The following is a 16799-nucleotide window of genomic DNA, read 5'->3' on the forward strand; positions in this document are numbered from 1 at the left end:
TCACCTCTTCTTGCGAGCCGCCGATGGCGGAGCCGAAAACGAAGATGAACACGGGCACGAGGAAGGCGAGCGCAACGGAGGACATCGTCATCCACCAGAAATGCTCGGTGCCGGAGCCGGAAGCCCCCTTGCCGACGGCGCGTTTGCGATCGGTCAGATAGCGCATGGGAACCTCCTCAGACGATCCAGAGAACGATGAGCGTGAACAGGGTCAGCCCGGTGGCGCCATAGAACGCGCCCCAGCCGAGCTTCTCGGCGGTCTCGATGTCGAGGCCACGCCCGCTGTCCCACCACAGGTGCCGCAGGCCGGTCAGATAATGGAACCACATCGACCAGGCCATGCCGGCAAAGAGCAGCCAGCCGATCCACGAAGTCACGATCCAGTTGACGAAAGCGAAGTGACCGGGGCTCGAGACGGCGGCGATCAGCCACCAGGCGCCGAGCAGGAAGCCCACAATCAGCGCATTGCCCGTGATGCGGGTCATGATCGAGCCCATCGACGTCATCTGAATGCGGTAATAGAGGCCGAGCATGAACGGAGAAAGGGGCCGCTCGACCCGTTTCGTTTCAGCCATTGGAGAACCCTCTGTGCTGGGCCGCCTGCGACTGGACCCGTGAAGGAGGCGCGGGCGGGTTGGCCGGAATTATGTATTTTCCTTAGGCCGATCCGGCGGCCAAGTCACGCATCCAGATCAAAAAATCCTTTCGCAAATGCAAAAAAATCAGCGAAAGGCGGTTTTGTGATCACAAAGTCCCGCGACGGAAGCCGCGGTTGAGCGCAAACATTCAAATCCATGTTCCGCATTGCGCAAAGCAAAGGGCGGCGCCTGCGCACCGCCCCGCAAAGGCCCCGAGTCGCCCGCGTTTCAGAGCGGCATCAGCGCCCAGTAATCGAGATCGAGCAGCACCTCGGGGAGGTATTTCCCGTCGTCGCCTTTGAGCGCGAAAGGCGTCGCGCCCTGTTTGGTCGCCACGAGCCGGAGCCGGATCGCCCCAACCCCGGGCGCGCCGGTTTCTGCCGTGTCGAGCACCTCGGACCAGGCCTTGATCGTATCGCCGGCAAAACAGGGGTTGGCATGCGCGCCGCCATTGAGCGCGACAATCATCTGCGCATTCGCGAGCCCGTTGAACGAGAGCGCCCGCGCCATCGAGATCACATGGCCGCCATAGATCAACCGCTTGCCATCCTCGCGGAAGGTGGCGTCGAAATGCACCTTGGCGGTGTTTTGCCACAGCCGGGTGGCGAGCATGTGCTCGGCCTCCTCGATCGTCACGCCATCGACATGGTCGATCTTCTCGCCGATTTCGTAATCGGAAAGCCGGTGCGGCTCGCCCGCCAGCGTGAAATCGTAATCCTCGAACGTCAGCCCCTCGGGGATCACCAGATCCTCGACCGGCACCACCTTGCGCAGCTCCGGGAGCACCGGCACGGGCGCGGGGCTTGCGGCGTCGCGTTTGCGCACCATCACCCAGCGCACATAGTCGAGCACGATCTCGCCGTTCTGGTTGAGGCCGAGCGTGCGCACATAGACATTGCCCGACTTGCCGTTCGAGTTCTCCTTCACCCCGATCACCTCGGAGACAGAGCGCAGCGTGTCGCCGGGATAGACGGGCAAGAGCCAGCGCCCCTCGGCATAGCCGAGGTTGGCGACAGCATTGAGCGAGACATCGGGCACGGTCTTGCCAAAGACAACATGGAAGGCCGCGAGGTCATCAAGCGGCGAGCCGTCAAGCCCGCATTCGGCAGCGAAGACATCGCTCGAATAGAGCGCATGCCGGGCCGGATAGAGCGCGTGGTAAAGCGCGCGCTCTCCTTCGGCGATGGTGCGCGGCACGGCATGCTCGATCACCTGCCCCACCGCGTAATCCTCAAAAAAGCGGCCCGGATTCGTCTTCGTTGCCATCACTCAAAGCTCTCCCAGTTTCAGATCGGGGTGATAATCGCCCTCCACCTCCTTGGTGACGGCCTGCGCGCAGCGCATCACGCCGCGCGCGGCGTCAAAGGCGTAGCTCGGGCTGCCATGGAGCACCCAGCCCTTTGCGAGCGCGAGCGAGACCTTGTGGCAGAAGGCGGAGGTGTCGTCCTCGGTCAACAGTCGATAGACGTGCATCAGTAATTCCCCATGAAAGGGTTGTGCCCCAAAAGCGTGTGCACCCAGGTGATCAGCCCATAGATCAACGCAGAGCCGATCAGGTTTTTCAGATCGCCCGTCCATTTGCCGGGCTTGGGGCGTTTCCACGGGCTGGCGCGGTTGATCAGCACCATCTCCGCCACGGCCCAGAGCCCCAGCGCGCCAAACAGCACGATCGAGGCGAGATCACCGTTCACCAGCAGGTGCGCCAGCGACCAGAGCACCATGCCGGTGAGCATCGGATGGCGCAGCTTGTCGATCAGCACCGAGCGCGCGCCGCCGACCCCGAACAGATAGATCGAGACGAGCATGATCGCATTGTTTGCATGCCCCATCCCCGGCAGCGGGTCATAGACCGGCACCACCGGCGCCAGCCGGTAACCGATCACCATCAACACGACCCCCACCAGCACGAAACCCGCGACCATCCCCTTCACCTGCGGCATCATCATCAGATGCCGGTGCGGCGCGAGGCGCTTGAACATGTGCGGCATCACCCAAAGCAAGATGCCCAAAATGAGAATCGTCATGGCCGTGTCCCTCAATTGGCGAGCGCGGCAATCGCCTCCGCCTTCGCGAGGACTTGCCGCGCGGTCACGATATGCAGGTTTTCAACGATCTTTCCATCCACAACCGCAACGCCGAGACCCTGTGCCTGCGCCTCTTCAAAAGCGGCGATCTGGCGGCGCGCGAGGTCGATTTCAGCCTCCGAGGGGGCAAAGGCCGCATTGGCAATCTCAAGCTGCGCGGGGTGGATCAGGGTCTTGCCGTCAAAGCCCATGTCGCGGCCCTGATCGCATTCGACCTTCAGCCCCGCCTCGTCCTTGAAGGCGTTGTAAACGCCATCGACAATGATCCGGCCATAGGTTTTCGCCGCGAGCAGGCAAAGCCCGAGCCCGGTGACAAGCGGCAGCCGGTCGGCGCGGAACCGGCTTTGCAGTTCCTTGGCAAGATCATTCGTGCCCATCACCATGCCTTCGAGCCGCGGATGGGCGGCAATCTCGGCGGCGTTGAGCATGCCCATCGCGGTTTCCATCATCGCCCAGAGCGGCACGCCGTTGATCAGGTTCGCCACCGCATCAAGATCCCCCTTCATCGACACTTTCGGGATCAGGATCGCGTCGATTTTCGCGCCGGCGTGGATCGCTTCCGCCATCGCGATCACATCATCGCGGCCCCATGCGGTATCGAGCCCGTTGACGCGCACAATCCGCGCGCGGGCGCCGTAATCCGCCTCGGTCAGCGCCCGGGCCAGCGTGGCGCGCGCATTGACCTTTTCCTCCACCGCCACCGCATCCTCAAGGTCGAAGATGATCGCGTCACAGGCCAGCGTCGTGGCCTTTTCCAGCGCGCGGTCCTTGGAACCGGGGATATAGAGCACCGAGCGATAAGGGCGGGCGGCGGCGTTCATGATTCTCTCCTCGCAATAATCTTGCGCCAAAGAACATGAGGCAGACACATTCGGCAAGCCCTCATTTGCCGCGGCGCAGAATGCGCCCGGACGCGGCGCCCTCGCCCAAGGATTGCGCGGCTTCTGGCCGATCCGCGCCGCGGCGCGCAAACAGCGCGCGGGAACCGCCAAATGCCCTTGCACCATGCATAAGATGCGGCGAGGGTTCTGCCGGACAGGACGTCCTGACCTGCCAAAAGGGGATTCTATGACCGCACATGAGATTGCCGAATTGAATATTGCCGCGGATGCGGAACAGCCCGAAATCCGCGCGCTTGACGTGTCGATGTTCGACCGGGCCGATTTTCTCAACATGCTTTTGCAGCGCTCGGAAACCCTGTTCGACGTGCCGCGCGCGGGGCGCATCATCAAGGCATGGAGCGAGGGCGACGAGGCGCCGATCGCCGCGCAGATCGACCGACTCGGAGACGAGATCGCCCGGCGCACCGCGGCGGTGATCTTGGGCGAATATCGGGCGATGCAGGCCCGGATCAAGGATCTCAATCCGCGCCGCGTTGCCGATATCGGCTGTGGCTATGCCATCTGGGATCTGCTCGCGCATCGCGACACCGGCTGCGAAATCGTGCTGATCGACATCGAGGAGAACGGCCAGCGGCATTTTGGCTACGCAAGCGAGGGCGCGGCCTATACCAGCCTGCAAAAGGCGCGCGCCTTCCTGATCGCCAATGGCGTGCCGGAAGACAAGGTGCTGACGCTGAACCCGAAAACCGATGATCTTGCAACAGCCGGGACGCTTGACCTTGCCGTCAGTTTTGTCTCCTGCGGCTTCCATTACCCGGCCTCGACCTACAGCGCCTTTTTCCGCGATCAGGTCGCCCCGACGGGCGCGGTGCTGCTCGATCTGCGCCTCAAATCCGTGGAGCCGCAGGTTTGGGACTTGGCCGCGATGGGGCCGCTCGAATTGCTCGCAGGCCATCCCAAGGCGCGCCGCGTGCTTTTGCGCAAGGCCGCGTGAGCGCTCCAAACTTCTGGACGGGCGCGAGCCGGAGGGCCGGACCGCCCGCCCAACCTCATCCGCGCGGTGCGGGCTTTGCGCAATTGCGACCCAGCGCCCGCGGCACGATCAGAAAATCACGTCCCAGAGCAATTTCAGCGAGATCGCAAGCAGCGCCCAGGTGACGATCTTGTAAAAGGTCTCATGCGGGATCACCCGCACCAGCCGCACCCCCGCCCAGACCGCGACAGCGGCGAAAGGGGCGAGTTTGAGCGCAAGCTCGAGGCTCGAGAAATTGAGCTGCCCAAGCGCGGCATAGGGAACGAGCTTGATCGCATTGACCCAAGCGAAGAGAATTGTCGACGTGCCCGCAAACACCGTGCGCGGCAGGCCAAGCGGGATCGTGTAGGCCTGAAACGGCGGCCCGCCCGAATGGCTGACAAAACTCGTGAAGCCGGTCAGCACCCCCCAAAAGACCCCGGGCGCCACCTTCGCCTCGCGCGCCATGCCCAGATGCGGGCGGATCAGCGCATTGAGGGCAAACACAACGCCGATGCCCCCCACCAGCGCCGTCACCGCGCGCTCGGGCACAACCGAGGCCGTGGCCCAGCCAAAGCCGACGCCCAGCGCCGCCGCGGGGATCATGATTTTCAGCACCCGCGGCTCAAACACGCGGCGATAGGCGATCAGCCCGAACACATCAGAGATGATATAGACCGGCAGCAACAGCCCCGCGGCGGCCACCGGGTTCATCACCCCCGCCAGAAGCGGCACCGAGAGCGAGGAGGCCATCGGCAGCCCGCCCTTGGAGATGCCCACGCTGATCGCCGCCAGGATCGCCATCGCCCAGCCGAAGCCGTCCAGTTCCATTCCGCCTCCGAGATTCGGCGCCGGTCCGGGTCGGCTCCGCCCGGCCCTGGCTCTCCTGCCCGGATGAACCATCACCGCCGCGCCTGCAAGGAAATGTTTAGCGCAAACAGTGGCAAAATACGGCATGCAATCGCATACAATTCACATCCGTCCGCCGCGCGGCACCGCAGCGCTATGGACAGACGGGCGCCGAAACGCTAGTCCTTCGCGCAACACCCATAACAGCTTGACCTCTGGAGGAACCCATGGCTCGACCCAAGATCGCCCTCATCGGCGCCGGTCAGATCGGTGGCACGCTTGCCCACCTCGCCGCGATCAAAGAACTGGGGGACGTTGTCCTCTTCGACATCGCCGAGGGCACGCCGCAGGGCAAGGCGCTCGACATTGCGGAATCCGGCCCCTCCGAAGGCTTCGACGGCTGCTTCAAGGGCACCAACTCCTATGAAGACATCGCCGGCGCGGATGTCTGCATCGTCACCGCCGGTGTGCCGCGCAAGCCGGGCATGTCGCGCGATGACCTTCTCGGCATCAACCTGAAAGTCATGAAATCGGTGGGCGAAGGCATTGCCGCCCATGCGCCGAACGCTTTCGTGATCTGCATCACCAACCCGCTCGACGCGATGGTCTGGGCGCTGCAGCAATTCTCCGGCCTGCCCGCTGAAAAAGTCGTCGGCATGGCTGGCGTGCTCGACTCGGCGCGCTTCCGCCACTTCCTTTCGGTCGAGTTTGGCGTGTCGATGAAAGACGTCACCGCCTTCGTGCTGGGCGGCCATGGCGACACGATGGTGCCGCTCGCGCGTTACTCGACCGTTGCCGGCATCCCGCTGCCGGATCTGGTCGAAATGGGCTGGACCACGCAGGAAAAACTCGACGCGATCATCCAGCGCACCCGGGACGGCGGCGCCGAGATCGTGGGCCTTCTGAAAACCGGCTCGGCCTTCTACGCCCCGGCCACCTCGGCGATCGAGATGGCGGAAGCCTATCTCAAGGATCAAAAGCGCCTGCTGCCCTGCGCGGCCTGGGTGGATGGCGCCTTCGGGCTCGACGGCATGTATGTCGGCGTGCCGACGATCATCGGGGCCGGCGGCATCGAAAAGATTGTCGACATCAAGCTCAACGATGCCGAACAAGTGATGTTCGACAAGTCGGTTGACGCGGTCAAAGGCCTCGTTGCCGCCTGCAAGACCATCGACCCGTCGCTCGCCTGAGCCCGCACGGTCACTGTTTGCCCCCAGCGGGGCGGAAAGGGCGGAGTTTCTCCGCCCTTTTCCTTTGCGCAGGCGCGGCCCCGATGATGCTGCGCCGCGGCTGATTCCGTTATCGCAAGCATTTTCCGGCCCCCGAAGTTTTGTGATCACACTTCGCAAATGCGTGATCACAAAAATCGTTTTCTTCGCCATCTGCCTGCAAATCACGCATTTATCGTTTTGTTACAACAGAGGGATGTGCCACACCGGGTCGAACATATCAGCATGGGAACCAAGCCATGAATATTCATGAATATCAGGCCAAGCAGCTCCTCAAGAGCTACGGCTGCCCGGTCTCCGAGGGCCGCGTCGTGCTCAAGGCCGACGAGGCGAAATCGGCGGCGGGCGAGCTCGACGGGCCGCTTTGGGTGGTCAAGGCGCAGATCCACGCCGGCGGCCGCGGCAAGGGCCATTTCGTCGAGCCCGAGGCGGGCGAAAAGGGCGGCGTGCGGCTGGCCCGGTCGGTGGCCGAGGCCGAGACCGAGGCGCGCAAGATGCTGGGCCGGACGCTTGTCACCCATCAAACCGGGCCGGTCGGCAAGCAGGTCAACCGCGTCTATATCGAAGAGGGCTCGGACATTGACCGCGAGCTTTATCTCGCGCTCTTGATCGACCGCAAGACCTCGCGGATCTCCTTTGTCTGCTCGACCGAGGGCGGCATGGATATCGAGGAAGTCGCGGCCAAGACACCCGAAAAGATCCTGTCCTTCTCGGTTGACCCGGCCACCTCGCTCAGCGACTTCCACGGCCGCCGCATCGCCTTTGCGCTCGGCCTTGAGGGCAACCTGATCAAGCAATGCGCCCAGCTCGTCAAAAAGCTCTACAAGGCCTTCCTTGAGAAGGACATGGAGATGCTGGAGATCAACCCGCTGATCGTCACCACCGACCACCACCTCAAGGTGCTCGACGCGAAGCTCGGCTTTGACAACAACGCGCTCTACCGCCAGCCCGACATTCTCGACCTGCGCGACGTGACCGAGGAAGACCCGAAAGAGCTGGAAGCCTCGCGGTTCGACCTCAACTACATCGCGCTTGATGGCGAGATCGGCTGCATGGTGAACGGCGCGGGCCTTGCCATGGCGACGATGGACATCATCAAGCTTTACGGCGCAGAACCGGCGAACTTCCTTGATGTGGGCGGCGGCGCGACCAAGGAAAAGGTCACCGAGGCGTTCAAGATCATCACCTCCGACCCGAAGGTGAAAGGCATCCTCGTCAATATCTTCGGCGGCATCATGCGCTGCGACATCATCGCCGAGGGCGTGCTCGCCGCGGTGACCGAAGTGGGGCTGAAGGTGCCGCTCGTGGTGCGCCTTGAAGGCACCAACGTCGAACTGGGCAAGGAGATCATCGCGAAATCCGGCCTCAACGTGATCGCGGCCGATGATCTGGCCGACGGTGCGAAAAAGATCGTGGCCGCGGTGAAAGGCTGATCGGGATGCGCCGTTTGCTTCTGTCTCTCGCGCTTGCGCTCGTGCCCGGTTGGGCGGCGGCGGATCAATACGCCGCCCGCTACACCCCGGTCATGCTGCAAATGCAGAAGACCTGCGTCGATTTCGTTCTGCACAAGGTCAATGACGGGGCGAACCTGGCGCAGGCCGGTCTGGCGATGACGCGCCAGACCAAAAGGAAGACGATCTACGAAGCCAAAGCCGGCCTGCGCGCCAATTTCGACACCGTGTATTCGATCGAATTGGGCGAGAACAATCGGGGTGTGCGTGGCTGCCGTATCGAGGTGATCCGCACCGAATACGACACCGCGCGCGCGGTCTTCGACGCTGCCCTGAGAGACATGGCAAAAAAGGGTGGAAAGTCTGTTGGCGCGCCTTCGGGGGGCGACTTCAGCTACCAGCGTTTTGCCTTTGGTGCGACCGTCATTCAGGTCAAGTCGGTCTTCTCGGCCAACTCACTCATCATGGATTATTACATCCCGCGGTAAACGCGCGGACAATGTAGGAGCAACTGCACATGGCGGTCCTCGTCAACGAAAACACCAAGGTCATCTGCCAGGGCTTCACCGGCTCGCAGGGCACCTTCCACTCCGAACAGGCCATTGCCTATGGCACCAAGATGGTCGGCGGCGTGACGCCGGGCAAGGGCGGCTCCGAGCATCTCGGCCTGCCGGTCTTCAACTCGGTCCATGAAGCCAGGCACGTGACCGGCGCCGATGCGACGGTGATCTATGTGCCGCCGCCCTATGCCGCGGACAGTATCCTTGAGGCGATCGACGCCGAGATGGAACTCATTGTCTGCATCACCGAGGGCATTCCGGTGCTCGACATGATGCGGGTGAAACGCGCTCTGGTGGACAGCAAATCGCGCCTGATCGGCCCGAACTGCCCCGGCGTGATGACGCCCGACGCCTGCAAGATCGGCATCATGCCGGGCTCGATCTTCAAGCGCGGCTCGGTGGGCGTGGTGTCGCGCTCGGGCACGCTGACCTATGAGGCGGTGAAGCAAACCACCGATGTGGGCCTTGGCCAATCCTCCGCCGTGGGCATCGGCGGCGACCCGATCAAGGGCACCGAACATATCGACGTGCTCGAGATGTTCCTCGCCGACCCGGAAACCACCTCGATCATCATGATCGGCGAGATCGGCGGCTCCGCCGAGGAAGAAGCCGCCGAATTCCTGATGGCGGAAAAGAAAAAGGGCCGCTGGAAACCCACCGCGGGCTTCATCGCGGGCCGCACCGCGCCTCCGGGCCGCCGCATGGGCCATGCCGGTGCCATCGTGTCGGGCGGCAAGGGCGATGCCGAAAGCAAGATCGAGGCGATGAAACGCGCGGGCATCGTTGTGGCCGACAGCCCGGCGAGCCTTGGCGAAGCCGTGCTCAAAGCGATCAAGGGCTGAGGCCCGACCCATCGGGAGGGGGCCACGGCCCCTTCCCTTCAGGGGCCGTGGCCCCTGCACTGCAACTGGCGCCGCAGCCGGGTGCGGGAATTTGACTGGAGGTCGAGATGACGATGAAACGCGCGCCGGCTTGGATTGCGGCTTTGGCTCTCGCAGGATGCGGCAGCACATCGGGGACGGCGCCGCCGCCCCCCGGCCCGGTCACGACCGTGCCGGTGCGTGCCGCCCATTCCACCACGCCGGCGGGAATGGTCTCCACCGGCGCGACGGGCTATGCCGTCGCAACGCCCGGCAGAGCCCCCGACGAGATCGTGACCAGCGCCCTGGCGGCGCCTGCGGCAGGTCCCGCTCTCGAAACGTCAACCGCGGCGCAGCCGCTGGTCGAAACCTTTGGGGCGCTCTGTGCTGCCCATCTCGACGATCCGGCGGGCATTGCCAATGCGGCACGGGCGCGCGGTTTCGGCCCAAGTGCGCTCAGCGGCTCGCAGCTGCTTGGTCCTTCCGCCTATATCGCCCGCAACTCCGCCCTCAATCAGAGCGTTCAGGTCAATGTCACCACCCCGCACGGGTTCGAATGTGCCGTGACCGGCGCCGATGTCGCCGCGCCCGAGCTGCTGCGGCAGGCGTTCTTTGCCGCGCAGGGCCTGGCGGGCAGCGCCAGCACCGCACAGAAGGTGGTGAACGGCAAGCGCTACACCTTCGTTTTCAACACCAATGGCGGCGAAGCCCTCGTCGTCTATCGCGACTGAGGGAAAATGCTCATGTCCCCGCTCCGTTTTTTGTCCTCCCGGCCCTCGCGCCTCCGCTCCGGCCTGTTCGGTCTCGCCACGCTCGCCCTTTCGGCCTGCATGAGCCCGGCCCCGCAGGGCGCAGCCGATCTCGCGCCACCAATCCCGCGCGATGACCGGCCCAAGGCCGAGTTCACCGCACTCACCGGCATCAACAGCGATGCGGTGGCCGCGCTCTCGGGCGACGCCCGCCAGAGCGTGATCTATTACGACCTATTTGCCGCCGACAAGGCGGCGGTCGCGGCCGCCCCGGCGCGGCTGTGCGGCCAATATGGCCGGGCGCTGAAAGACTCGCATGTCACCGAACCCGGCGACCGGGTGCCCGGCATGAAAGCGCTCGTGGTGCACTGCACCTGAAACCGACCGGCCCCGGCGCCGCCCCCGCGCCGCAGCCCAGCCCCTCAACCGATCTCGCAAGGATCACGCCGATGAATGATCATTCTCCGAACGACCAGCTGCACGCCTCGTCCTTCCTGCAGGGCGCCAATGCCGATTACGTCGAGCAGCTTTACGCCAATTACGCCAATGACCCGGGCTCGGTCGACCCGGCATGGGCCTCGTTCTTTGCCTCGCTGGGCGACAGCGAGGTGGATGCGAAACGGTCTGCCCACGGGCCGAGCTGGGCCCGCGCGGACTGGCCACCGACGCCCGAGGATGATCTCACCGCGGCGATGACCGGCGAATGGGCGATGCCGGTGGCCCCGAAGGAATCGAAAGCCGCAGCCGAAAAGATTGCCGCCGCCGCCAAGGCCGCGGGCGTTCAAGCCTCGGAGGAATCGATCAAGCGCGCCGTGCTCGATTCCATCCGCGCGCTGATGATCATCCGCGCCTACCGGATCCGCGGCCATCTGATCGCCGATCTCGACCCGCTCGGCATGCGCTCGGGCGACCCCCATCCCGAGCTTGACCCCCGCTCCTATGGCTTCTCCGAAGAAGACATGGACCGGATGATCTTCATCGACAACGTGCTCGGGCTGCAAATCGCCTCGATGCGCCAGATCATCGACGTGCTCAAGCGCACCTATTGCGGCACCTTCGCGCTGCAATACATGCATATCTCCAACCCCGAGGAAGCCGCCTGGCTGAAAGAACGGATCGAGGGCTACGGCAAGGAGATCCAGTTCACCCGTGAGGGGCGGCGCGCGATCCTCAACAAGCTCGTCGAGGCCGAGGGGTTCGAAAAGTTCCTGCACGTCAAATACACCGGCACCAAGCGCTTTGGCCTTGATGGCGGCGAAGCGCTCATTCCAGCGATGGAACAGATCATCAAGCGCGGCGGCAATCTCGGGATGAAAGAGATCGTGTTCGGCATGCCGCACCGCGGCCGCCTCTCGGTGCTCGCCAATGTGATGATGAAGCCCTACCGCGCGATCTTCCACGAATTTCAGGGCGGCTCTTACAAGCCTGACGATGTCGATGGGTCGGGCGATGTGAAATACCACCTCGGCGCCTCCGCCGACCGGACCTTTGACGAGCACACCGTGCACCTGTCGCTCACCGCGAACCCCAGCCACCTTGAGGCGGTGAACCCGGTGGCGCTGGGCAAGGTGCGCGCCAAGCAAGACCAGCTCAACGACCCGGACCGCACGCAGGTGATGGCGGTGCTGCTGCATGGCGATGCGGCCTTTGCGGGCCAGGGCGTGGTGGCGGAATGCTTCCAGCTTTCCGGCATTCGCGGCCACCGCACCGGCGGCACGATCCATATCGTCGTCAACAACCAGATCGGCTTCACCACGGCGCCGCACTTCTCGCGCTCGTCGCCCTATCCGACCGACATCGCCCTGATGGTGGAAGCGCCGATCTTCCACGTCAATGGCGATGACCCGGAGGCGGTGGTGCATGCCGCGAAAGTGGCCACCGAATTCCGCCAGAAGTTCCACAAGGACGTGGTGCTCGACATCTTCTGCTATCGCCGCTTTGGCCATAACGAAGGCGACGAGCCGATGTTCACCAACCCGGCGATGTATAAAAACATCAAGGGCCACAAGACCACGCTGCAGCTCTACACCGAGCGGCTGGTGGCCGACGGGCTGATCCCCGAAGGCGAGATCGACGACATGAAGGCCGCCTTCCAGGCCGTGCTGAACGAGGAATACGAGGCTGGCAAACAGTTTCGCCCGAACAAGGCAGACTGGCTCGATGGCCGTTGGAAGCACCTTGACCGGCAGACCTCGGATTATGACGCGGGCGTCACGCCGATTTCGCCGGAATTGATGGCCGAGGTCGGCAAAGCCCTCACGAGCCACCCGGAAGATTTTGACATCCACCGCACCGTCGCCCGCCAGCTTGAGGCGAAAAAGGCGATGTTCGAGAGCGGCACGGGCTTTGACTGGGCCACGGCAGAGGCGCTCGCCTTCGGCTCGCTTCTGGCCGAGGGCTTCCCGGTCCGCCTTGCCGGGCAGGACTGCACCCGCGGCACCTTCTCGCAGCGCCACTCCGGGCTGATCGACCAGACCACGGAAGAGCGGCACTACCCGCTCAACCACATCAAGCCCGGTCAGGCCAAATACGAGGTCATCGACTCGATGCTCTCGGAATATGCGGTGCTCGGCTTTGAATACGGCTTCTCGCTGGCCGAACCGAACGCGCTCACCCTCTGGGAAGCGCAATTTGGCGATTTCGCCAACGGCGCGCAGATCATGTTCGACCAGTTCATCAACTCGGGCGAGCGCAAATGGCTGCGGATGTCGGGGCTGGTCTGCCTGCTGCCGCATGGCTTCGAGGGTCAGGGCCCCGAGCACTCCTCGGCGCGGCTGGAGCGCTTCCTGCAACTCTCGGCGGAGGATAACTGGATCGTCGCGAACTGCTCGACGCCCGCGAACTACTTCCACATCCTGCGCCGCCAGATCCACCGCAACTTCCGCAAGCCGCTGATCCTGATGACGCCGAAATCGCTGCTGCGCCATCCGCTCTGCATCTCGCGCGCCGAAGACTTCACCACCGGATCGTTCTTCCGCCGCGTGAACTGGGACGATGCCGATCCGCAGCATCCGGGCAACTCCGAGCTGACGGTGAAACCCGATGCCGAGATCAGCCGCGTCGTGATCTGCTCGGGCAAGGTCTATTACGACCTGCTTGCCGAGCGCGACAAGCGCGGGCTCGAAGATGTCTACATCCTGCGGCTTGAGCAGTTCTACCCGTTCCCGGCGCATTCGATGGTGACCGAGCTTGGCCGCTTCAAGGATGCGCAGGTGATCTGGTGTCAGGAAGAGCCGAAAAACCAGGGCGCCTGGACCTTCGTCGAACCCAACCTCGAATGGGTGCTCTCGAAGATCGGCGCGAAACATCAACGCCCCCGCTATGCGGGCCGCGCCGCCTCCGCCTCGCCCGCCACGGGCCTCGCCTCGCGCCACAAGGCCGAGCAGGACGCGCTCGTGAACGACGCGCTGGAGGGCTGATCCATGACTGATGTTCGTGTGCCCACGCTCGGCGAAAGCGTCACCGAGGCGACGGTCGCCACCTGGTTCGTGAAACCGGGGGCGGCGGTCGGGCCCGACGAGATCCTGTGCGAACTCGAAACCGACAAGGTGACGGTCGAGGTCCGCGCGCCCGAGGCGGGCGTGCTGGGCGAGATCGTCGCGCAAGAGGGCGAGACGGTGGGCGTGAATGCCCTTCTCGCCACGCTCCTGCCCGCAGGCGCCAGTGCCGCGCCCGCGCAATCCAAATCCGAAGGCCCGGCCGCCCCTCAACCCGCCGCGCCCAATTTTCAAGAGGTCAAGATGACGGATGTAATGGTGCCTGCGCTGGGCGAAAGCGTGTCGGAAGCCACCGTTTCCACCTGGTTCAAAAAGCCGGGCGACGCCGTGGCGCAAGATGAGATCCTGTGCGAACTCGAGACCGACAAGGTCTCGGTCGAAGTGCCCGCCCCCGTCGCGGGCACGCTGCGCGAAATCCTCGCCGCCGAGGGGGAAACCGTCGCCGCAGGCGGCAAGCTCGCGGTCATGGCCGAGGGCGCAGGCGGGGCGGTTGCCGCGCCCAAAGCCGCGGCGCCCGCGGCGGCGCCCGCCCCCGCCGCCGGGGGCAAGGATGTCGAACATGCGCCCGCGGCGAAAAAGGCCATGGCCGAGGCCGGGCTCTCGCCCGATCAGGTCACCGGCACCGGCCGCGATGGCCGGATCATGAAGGAAGATGTGGCGGCTGCCGCGGCGGCCCCCACGCCCGCTCCGGCGCCGGTGCAAACCACGCAGGTCTCGATTGCGCCGCCGCCCGCTTCGGTGCCGCGCGCGCCCGTTCCGGCCGAGGATGCCGCGCGCGAGGAACGGGTCAAAATGACCCGCCTGCGCGCCACCATCGCGCGCCGCCTCAAGGATGCGCAGAACACCGCAGCGATGCTGACCACCTATAACGAGGTGGACATGTCGGCGGTGATGGATCTGCGCACCGCCTACAAGGACCAGTTCGAGAAAAAGCACGCCGTCAAACTCGGCTTCATGGGCTTCTTCGTGAAGGCCTGCTGCCACGCGCTCAAGGAAGTGCCCGAGGTCAATGCCGAGATCGACGGCGGCGACATCATCTACAAAAACTACGTCCATATGGGCGTGGCCGTGGGCACGCCCTCGGGCCTCGTCGTGCCGGTGGTGCGCGATGCCGATGCCAAGGGCTTCGCGCAAATCGAAAAGGAAATCGGCGCGCTCGGCAAACGGGGCCGCGACGGCAAGCTCACCATGCAGGAAATGCAGGGCGGCTCCTTCACGATCTCGAACGGCGGCGTCTATGGCTCGCTGATGTCCTCGCCGATCCTCAACCCGCCGCAATCGGGCATCCTTGGCATGCACAAGATCCAGGAGAGGCCCGTGGTGGTGAACGGCCAGATCGTGATCCGCCCGATGATGTATCTGGCGCTCAGCTACGATCACCGGATCGTCGACGGCAAGGGCGCGGTGACCTTCCTCGTGCGCGTGAAAGAAGCGCTCGAAGATCCGCGCCGCCTGCTGATGGACCTCTGAGCCCTGCGGGGGCGGCACGCCGCCCCCTTCCCTCTTCCCGCCCCCCTTCGACTTTGTGCAAATATCCTCGGGGGGTCCGGGGGGCAGACAGCCCCCCGGCGCCAGCCATCAAAGGACGAAACCCATGGCAGAATTCGACGTTATCGTGATCGGCGGCGGCCCGGGCGGCTATGTCTGTGCGATCCGCTGCGCGCAACTTGGCCTGAAAACCGCCTGTGTCGAGGGGCGCGGCAGCCTTGGCGGCACCTGCCTCAACGTGGGCTGCATCCCCTCCAAGGCGCTGCTGCATGCCACCCACGAACTTCACGAAGTGCATGAAAACTTCGAGAAAATGGGGCTGATGGGCGCCAAGGTGAAGGTCGATTGGGCAAAGATGCAATCCTACAAGCAGGATGTCATCGACGGGAACACCAAGGGCATCGAGTTCCTGTTCAAAAAGAACAAGATCACCTATCTGCAGGGCTGGGGCTCGATCCCGGCGCCCGGTCAGGTGAAAGTGGGCGAGGAGGTGCATTCGGCCAAGAGCATCGTCATCGCCACCGGCTCCGAGGCCGCGAGCCTGCCGGGCATCGAGATCGACGAGCAGATGGTCGTCACCTCCACCGGCGCGCTCAGCCTGCCGAAAGTGCCAAAATCGATGGTGGTGATCGGCGCGGGCGTGATCGGGCTTGAGCTTGGCTCGGTTTACCGCCGCCTCGGCGCCGAGGTGACGGTGGTCGAATATCTCGATGCGATCACGCCGGGCATGGATGGCGAAGTGGCCAAGGGGCTGCAGAAGATCCTTTCCAAACAGGGCCTTAAATTCGTGCTCGGCGCCGCCGTGAGCGGGGTCGAAAAGACCAAAGGCAAGGCCACGGTGAAATATGCGCTGCGCAAGGACGAGAGCACGCATGAGATCGAGGCCGAGGTGGTGCTGGTGGCAACCGGGCGCAAGCCCTTCACCGGCGGGCTCGGGCTGGAGGCGCTCGGCGTTGAAATGCTGCCGCGCGGGCAGGTGAAGACCGACAGCCACTGGGCGACCTCCGTTCCCGGCATCTATGCGATCGGCGATGCGATCGTGGGCCCGATGCTGGCGCACAAGGCAGAAGACGAAGGCATGGCCGTGGCCGAGGTGATCGCGGGCAAGCATGGCCATGTGAATTACGACGTGATCCCCGGCGTGATCTACACCACGCCCGAGGTCGCTTCGGTCGGCAAGACCGAGGAGCTGCTCAAGCAGGAGGGCCGCGCCTACAAGGTTGGCAAATTCTCCTTCATGGGCAATGGCCGCGCCAAGGCGGTGTTCCAGGCCGATGGTTTCGTGAAGATCCTTGCCGATGCGGCAACCGACCGGATTCTCGGCTGTCACATCATCGGCCCCGGCGCGGGCGACATGATCCACGAGATCTGTGTGGCGATGGAATTCGGCGCCTCGGCGCAAGATGTGGCGCTGACCTGCCATGCCCACCCGACCTATTCGGAAGCGGTGCGCGAGGCAGCCCTTGCCTGCGGCGATGGCGCGATCCACGCCTGACTGGTTTCGCCCCGCTGGCGCGGGGCGCGACCCGCCGGGGGGCTG

Annotated in this window: 16 protein-coding genes; 10 read left to right on the top strand and 6 right to left on the bottom strand. The window is 64.3% G+C overall.

The genetic code is table 11. The features are described from left to right. Positions 1-176: 176 nt before the first annotated feature. From sdhC to ACFSM0_RS00795, 5 genes are all read right to left on the bottom strand, one after another. On the bottom strand, positions 177-575 hold the full coding sequence (gene sdhC, locus ACFSM0_RS00775) for a succinate dehydrogenase, cytochrome b556 subunit (protein ID WP_377385726.1): 399 nt from the start codon (positions 573-575) through the stop codon (positions 177-179). 291 nt (positions 576-866) lie between these two features. Further along, positions 867-1904, bottom strand: a complete 1038-nt coding sequence (locus ACFSM0_RS00780) for a MaoC family dehydratase (RefSeq protein ID WP_377385729.1) — start codon at positions 1902-1904, stop codon at positions 867-869. Positions 1905-1907: 3 nt separating this feature from the next. Beyond that, the gene (locus ACFSM0_RS00785) at positions 1908-2111 is read right to left on the bottom strand and encodes a DUF1737 domain-containing protein (RefSeq protein WP_377385732.1); all 204 of its coding nucleotides are present in this window, start codon (positions 2109-2111) and stop codon (positions 1908-1910) included. Continuing rightward, positions 2111-2662: an NnrU family protein gene (locus ACFSM0_RS00790; RefSeq protein WP_377385735.1), complete on the bottom strand. Its 552-nt coding sequence runs from the start codon at positions 2660-2662 to the stop codon at positions 2111-2113. Before ACFSM0_RS00790 ends, ACFSM0_RS00785 begins: the two co-directional genes overlap by 1 nt. 11 nt (positions 2663-2673) lie before the next feature. Next, complete coding sequence (locus tag ACFSM0_RS00795) at positions 2674-3543, bottom strand: HpcH/HpaI aldolase/citrate lyase family protein (protein WP_377385738.1); 870 nt, start codon at positions 3541-3543, stop codon at positions 2674-2676. 247 nt (positions 3544-3790) lie between these two features. Here ACFSM0_RS00795 and ACFSM0_RS00800 point away from each other — a divergent pair, with 247 nt between their 5' ends. Then, complete coding sequence (locus ACFSM0_RS00800) at positions 3791-4558, top strand: class I SAM-dependent methyltransferase (RefSeq protein WP_377385741.1); 768 nt, start codon at positions 3791-3793, stop codon at positions 4556-4558. Positions 4559-4666: 108 nt separating this feature from the next. Here ACFSM0_RS00800 and ACFSM0_RS00805 read toward each other — a convergent pair whose 3' ends face one another. Further along, positions 4667-5401 carry a sulfite exporter TauE/SafE family protein gene (locus ACFSM0_RS00805; RefSeq protein WP_377386163.1) on the bottom strand — a complete coding sequence of 245 codons (735 nt, stop codon included), beginning with the start codon at positions 5399-5401 and terminating at the stop codon, positions 4667-4669. 251 nt (positions 5402-5652) lie between these two features. Here ACFSM0_RS00805 and mdh point away from each other — a divergent pair, with 251 nt between their 5' ends. From mdh to lpdA, 9 genes are all read left to right on the top strand, one after another. After that, positions 5653-6615 carry a malate dehydrogenase gene (mdh, locus tag ACFSM0_RS00810; protein ID WP_377385744.1) on the top strand — a complete coding sequence of 321 codons (963 nt, stop codon included), beginning with the start codon at positions 5653-5655 and terminating at the stop codon, positions 6613-6615. Between the two features lie 278 nt (positions 6616-6893). Beyond that, positions 6894-8087, top strand: a complete 1194-nt coding sequence (sucC, locus tag ACFSM0_RS00815; protein ID WP_377385746.1) for an ADP-forming succinate--CoA ligase subunit beta — start codon at positions 6894-6896, stop codon at positions 8085-8087. Positions 8088-8092: 5 nt separating this feature from the next. Further along, the gene (locus ACFSM0_RS00820; RefSeq protein ID WP_377385749.1) at positions 8093-8593 is read left to right on the top strand and encodes a hypothetical protein; all 501 of its coding nucleotides are present in this window, start codon (positions 8093-8095) and stop codon (positions 8591-8593) included. A 29-nt stretch (positions 8594-8622) separates the two neighbouring features. Continuing rightward, positions 8623-9507 (top strand): succinate--CoA ligase subunit alpha, encoded by an 885-nt coding sequence (sucD, locus tag ACFSM0_RS00825; RefSeq protein ID WP_377385752.1) that lies wholly within the window; start codon positions 8623-8625, stop codon positions 9505-9507. Between the two features lie 107 nt (positions 9508-9614). Next, complete coding sequence (locus ACFSM0_RS00830) at positions 9615-10256, top strand: hypothetical protein (RefSeq protein WP_377385755.1); 642 nt, start codon at positions 9615-9617, stop codon at positions 10254-10256. A 12-nt stretch (positions 10257-10268) separates the two neighbouring features. Further along, entirely contained in the window at positions 10269-10652 is a 384-nt protein-coding gene (locus ACFSM0_RS00835; RefSeq protein WP_377385758.1) for a hypothetical protein, read from the top strand. Positions 10653-10723: 71 nt separating this feature from the next. After that, the gene (locus ACFSM0_RS00840; RefSeq protein WP_377385761.1) at positions 10724-13693 is read left to right on the top strand and encodes a 2-oxoglutarate dehydrogenase E1 component; all 2970 of its coding nucleotides are present in this window, start codon (positions 10724-10726) and stop codon (positions 13691-13693) included. A 3-nt stretch (positions 13694-13696) separates the two neighbouring features. Further along, on the top strand, positions 13697-15241 hold the full coding sequence (gene odhB / locus ACFSM0_RS00845; RefSeq protein ID WP_377385764.1) for a 2-oxoglutarate dehydrogenase complex dihydrolipoyllysine-residue succinyltransferase: 1545 nt from the start codon (positions 13697-13699) through the stop codon (positions 15239-15241). A 124-nt stretch (positions 15242-15365) separates the two neighbouring features. Further along, the gene (gene lpdA / locus ACFSM0_RS00850; RefSeq protein ID WP_377385767.1) at positions 15366-16754 is read left to right on the top strand and encodes a dihydrolipoyl dehydrogenase; all 1389 of its coding nucleotides are present in this window, start codon (positions 15366-15368) and stop codon (positions 16752-16754) included. Positions 16755-16799 lie beyond the last annotated feature (45 nt).

Origin of the sequence: Rhodobacter lacus, assembly GCF_042683065.1 — a bacterium.
Lineage (GTDB): Bacteria > Pseudomonadota > Alphaproteobacteria > Rhodobacterales > Rhodobacteraceae > Rhodobacter > Rhodobacter lacus.

Bases quoted from the DNA above. Each gene is read 5' to 3' on its own strand.
- ACFSM0_RS00785 (WP_377385732.1), bottom strand. From the start codon at position 2,111: ATGCACGTCTATCGACTGTTGACCGAGGACGACACCTCCGCCTTCTGC.
- ACFSM0_RS00830 (WP_377385755.1), top strand. From the start codon at position 9,615: ATGACGATGAAACGCGCGCCGGCTTGGATTGCGGCTTTGGCTCTCGCA.
- ACFSM0_RS00795 (WP_377385738.1), bottom strand. From the start codon at position 3,543: ATGAACGCCGCCGCCCGCCCTTATCGCTCGGTGCTCTATATCCCCGGT.
- mdh (WP_377385744.1), top strand. From the start codon at position 5,653: ATGGCTCGACCCAAGATCGCCCTCATCGGCGCCGGTCAGATCGGTGGC.
- ACFSM0_RS00780 (WP_377385729.1), bottom strand. From the start codon at position 1,904: ATGGCAACGAAGACGAATCCGGGCCGCTTTTTTGAGGATTACGCGGTG.
- sucC (WP_377385746.1), top strand. From the start codon at position 6,894: ATGAATATTCATGAATATCAGGCCAAGCAGCTCCTCAAGAGCTACGGC.
- sucD (WP_377385752.1), top strand. From the start codon at position 8,623: ATGGCGGTCCTCGTCAACGAAAACACCAAGGTCATCTGCCAGGGCTTC.
- ACFSM0_RS00835 (WP_377385758.1), top strand. From the start codon at position 10,269: ATGTCCCCGCTCCGTTTTTTGTCCTCCCGGCCCTCGCGCCTCCGCTCC.
- odhB (WP_377385764.1), top strand. From the start codon at position 13,697: ATGACTGATGTTCGTGTGCCCACGCTCGGCGAAAGCGTCACCGAGGCG.
- lpdA (WP_377385767.1), top strand. From the start codon at position 15,366: ATGGCAGAATTCGACGTTATCGTGATCGGCGGCGGCCCGGGCGGCTAT.
- ACFSM0_RS00790 (WP_377385735.1), bottom strand. From the start codon at position 2,662: ATGACGATTCTCATTTTGGGCATCTTGCTTTGGGTGATGCCGCACATG.
- sdhC (WP_377385726.1), bottom strand. From the start codon at position 575: ATGGCTGAAACGAAACGGGTCGAGCGGCCCCTTTCTCCGTTCATGCTC.
- ACFSM0_RS00840 (WP_377385761.1), top strand. From the start codon at position 10,724: ATGAATGATCATTCTCCGAACGACCAGCTGCACGCCTCGTCCTTCCTG.
- ACFSM0_RS00800 (WP_377385741.1), top strand. From the start codon at position 3,791: ATGACCGCACATGAGATTGCCGAATTGAATATTGCCGCGGATGCGGAA.
- ACFSM0_RS00820 (WP_377385749.1), top strand. From the start codon at position 8,093: ATGCGCCGTTTGCTTCTGTCTCTCGCGCTTGCGCTCGTGCCCGGTTGG.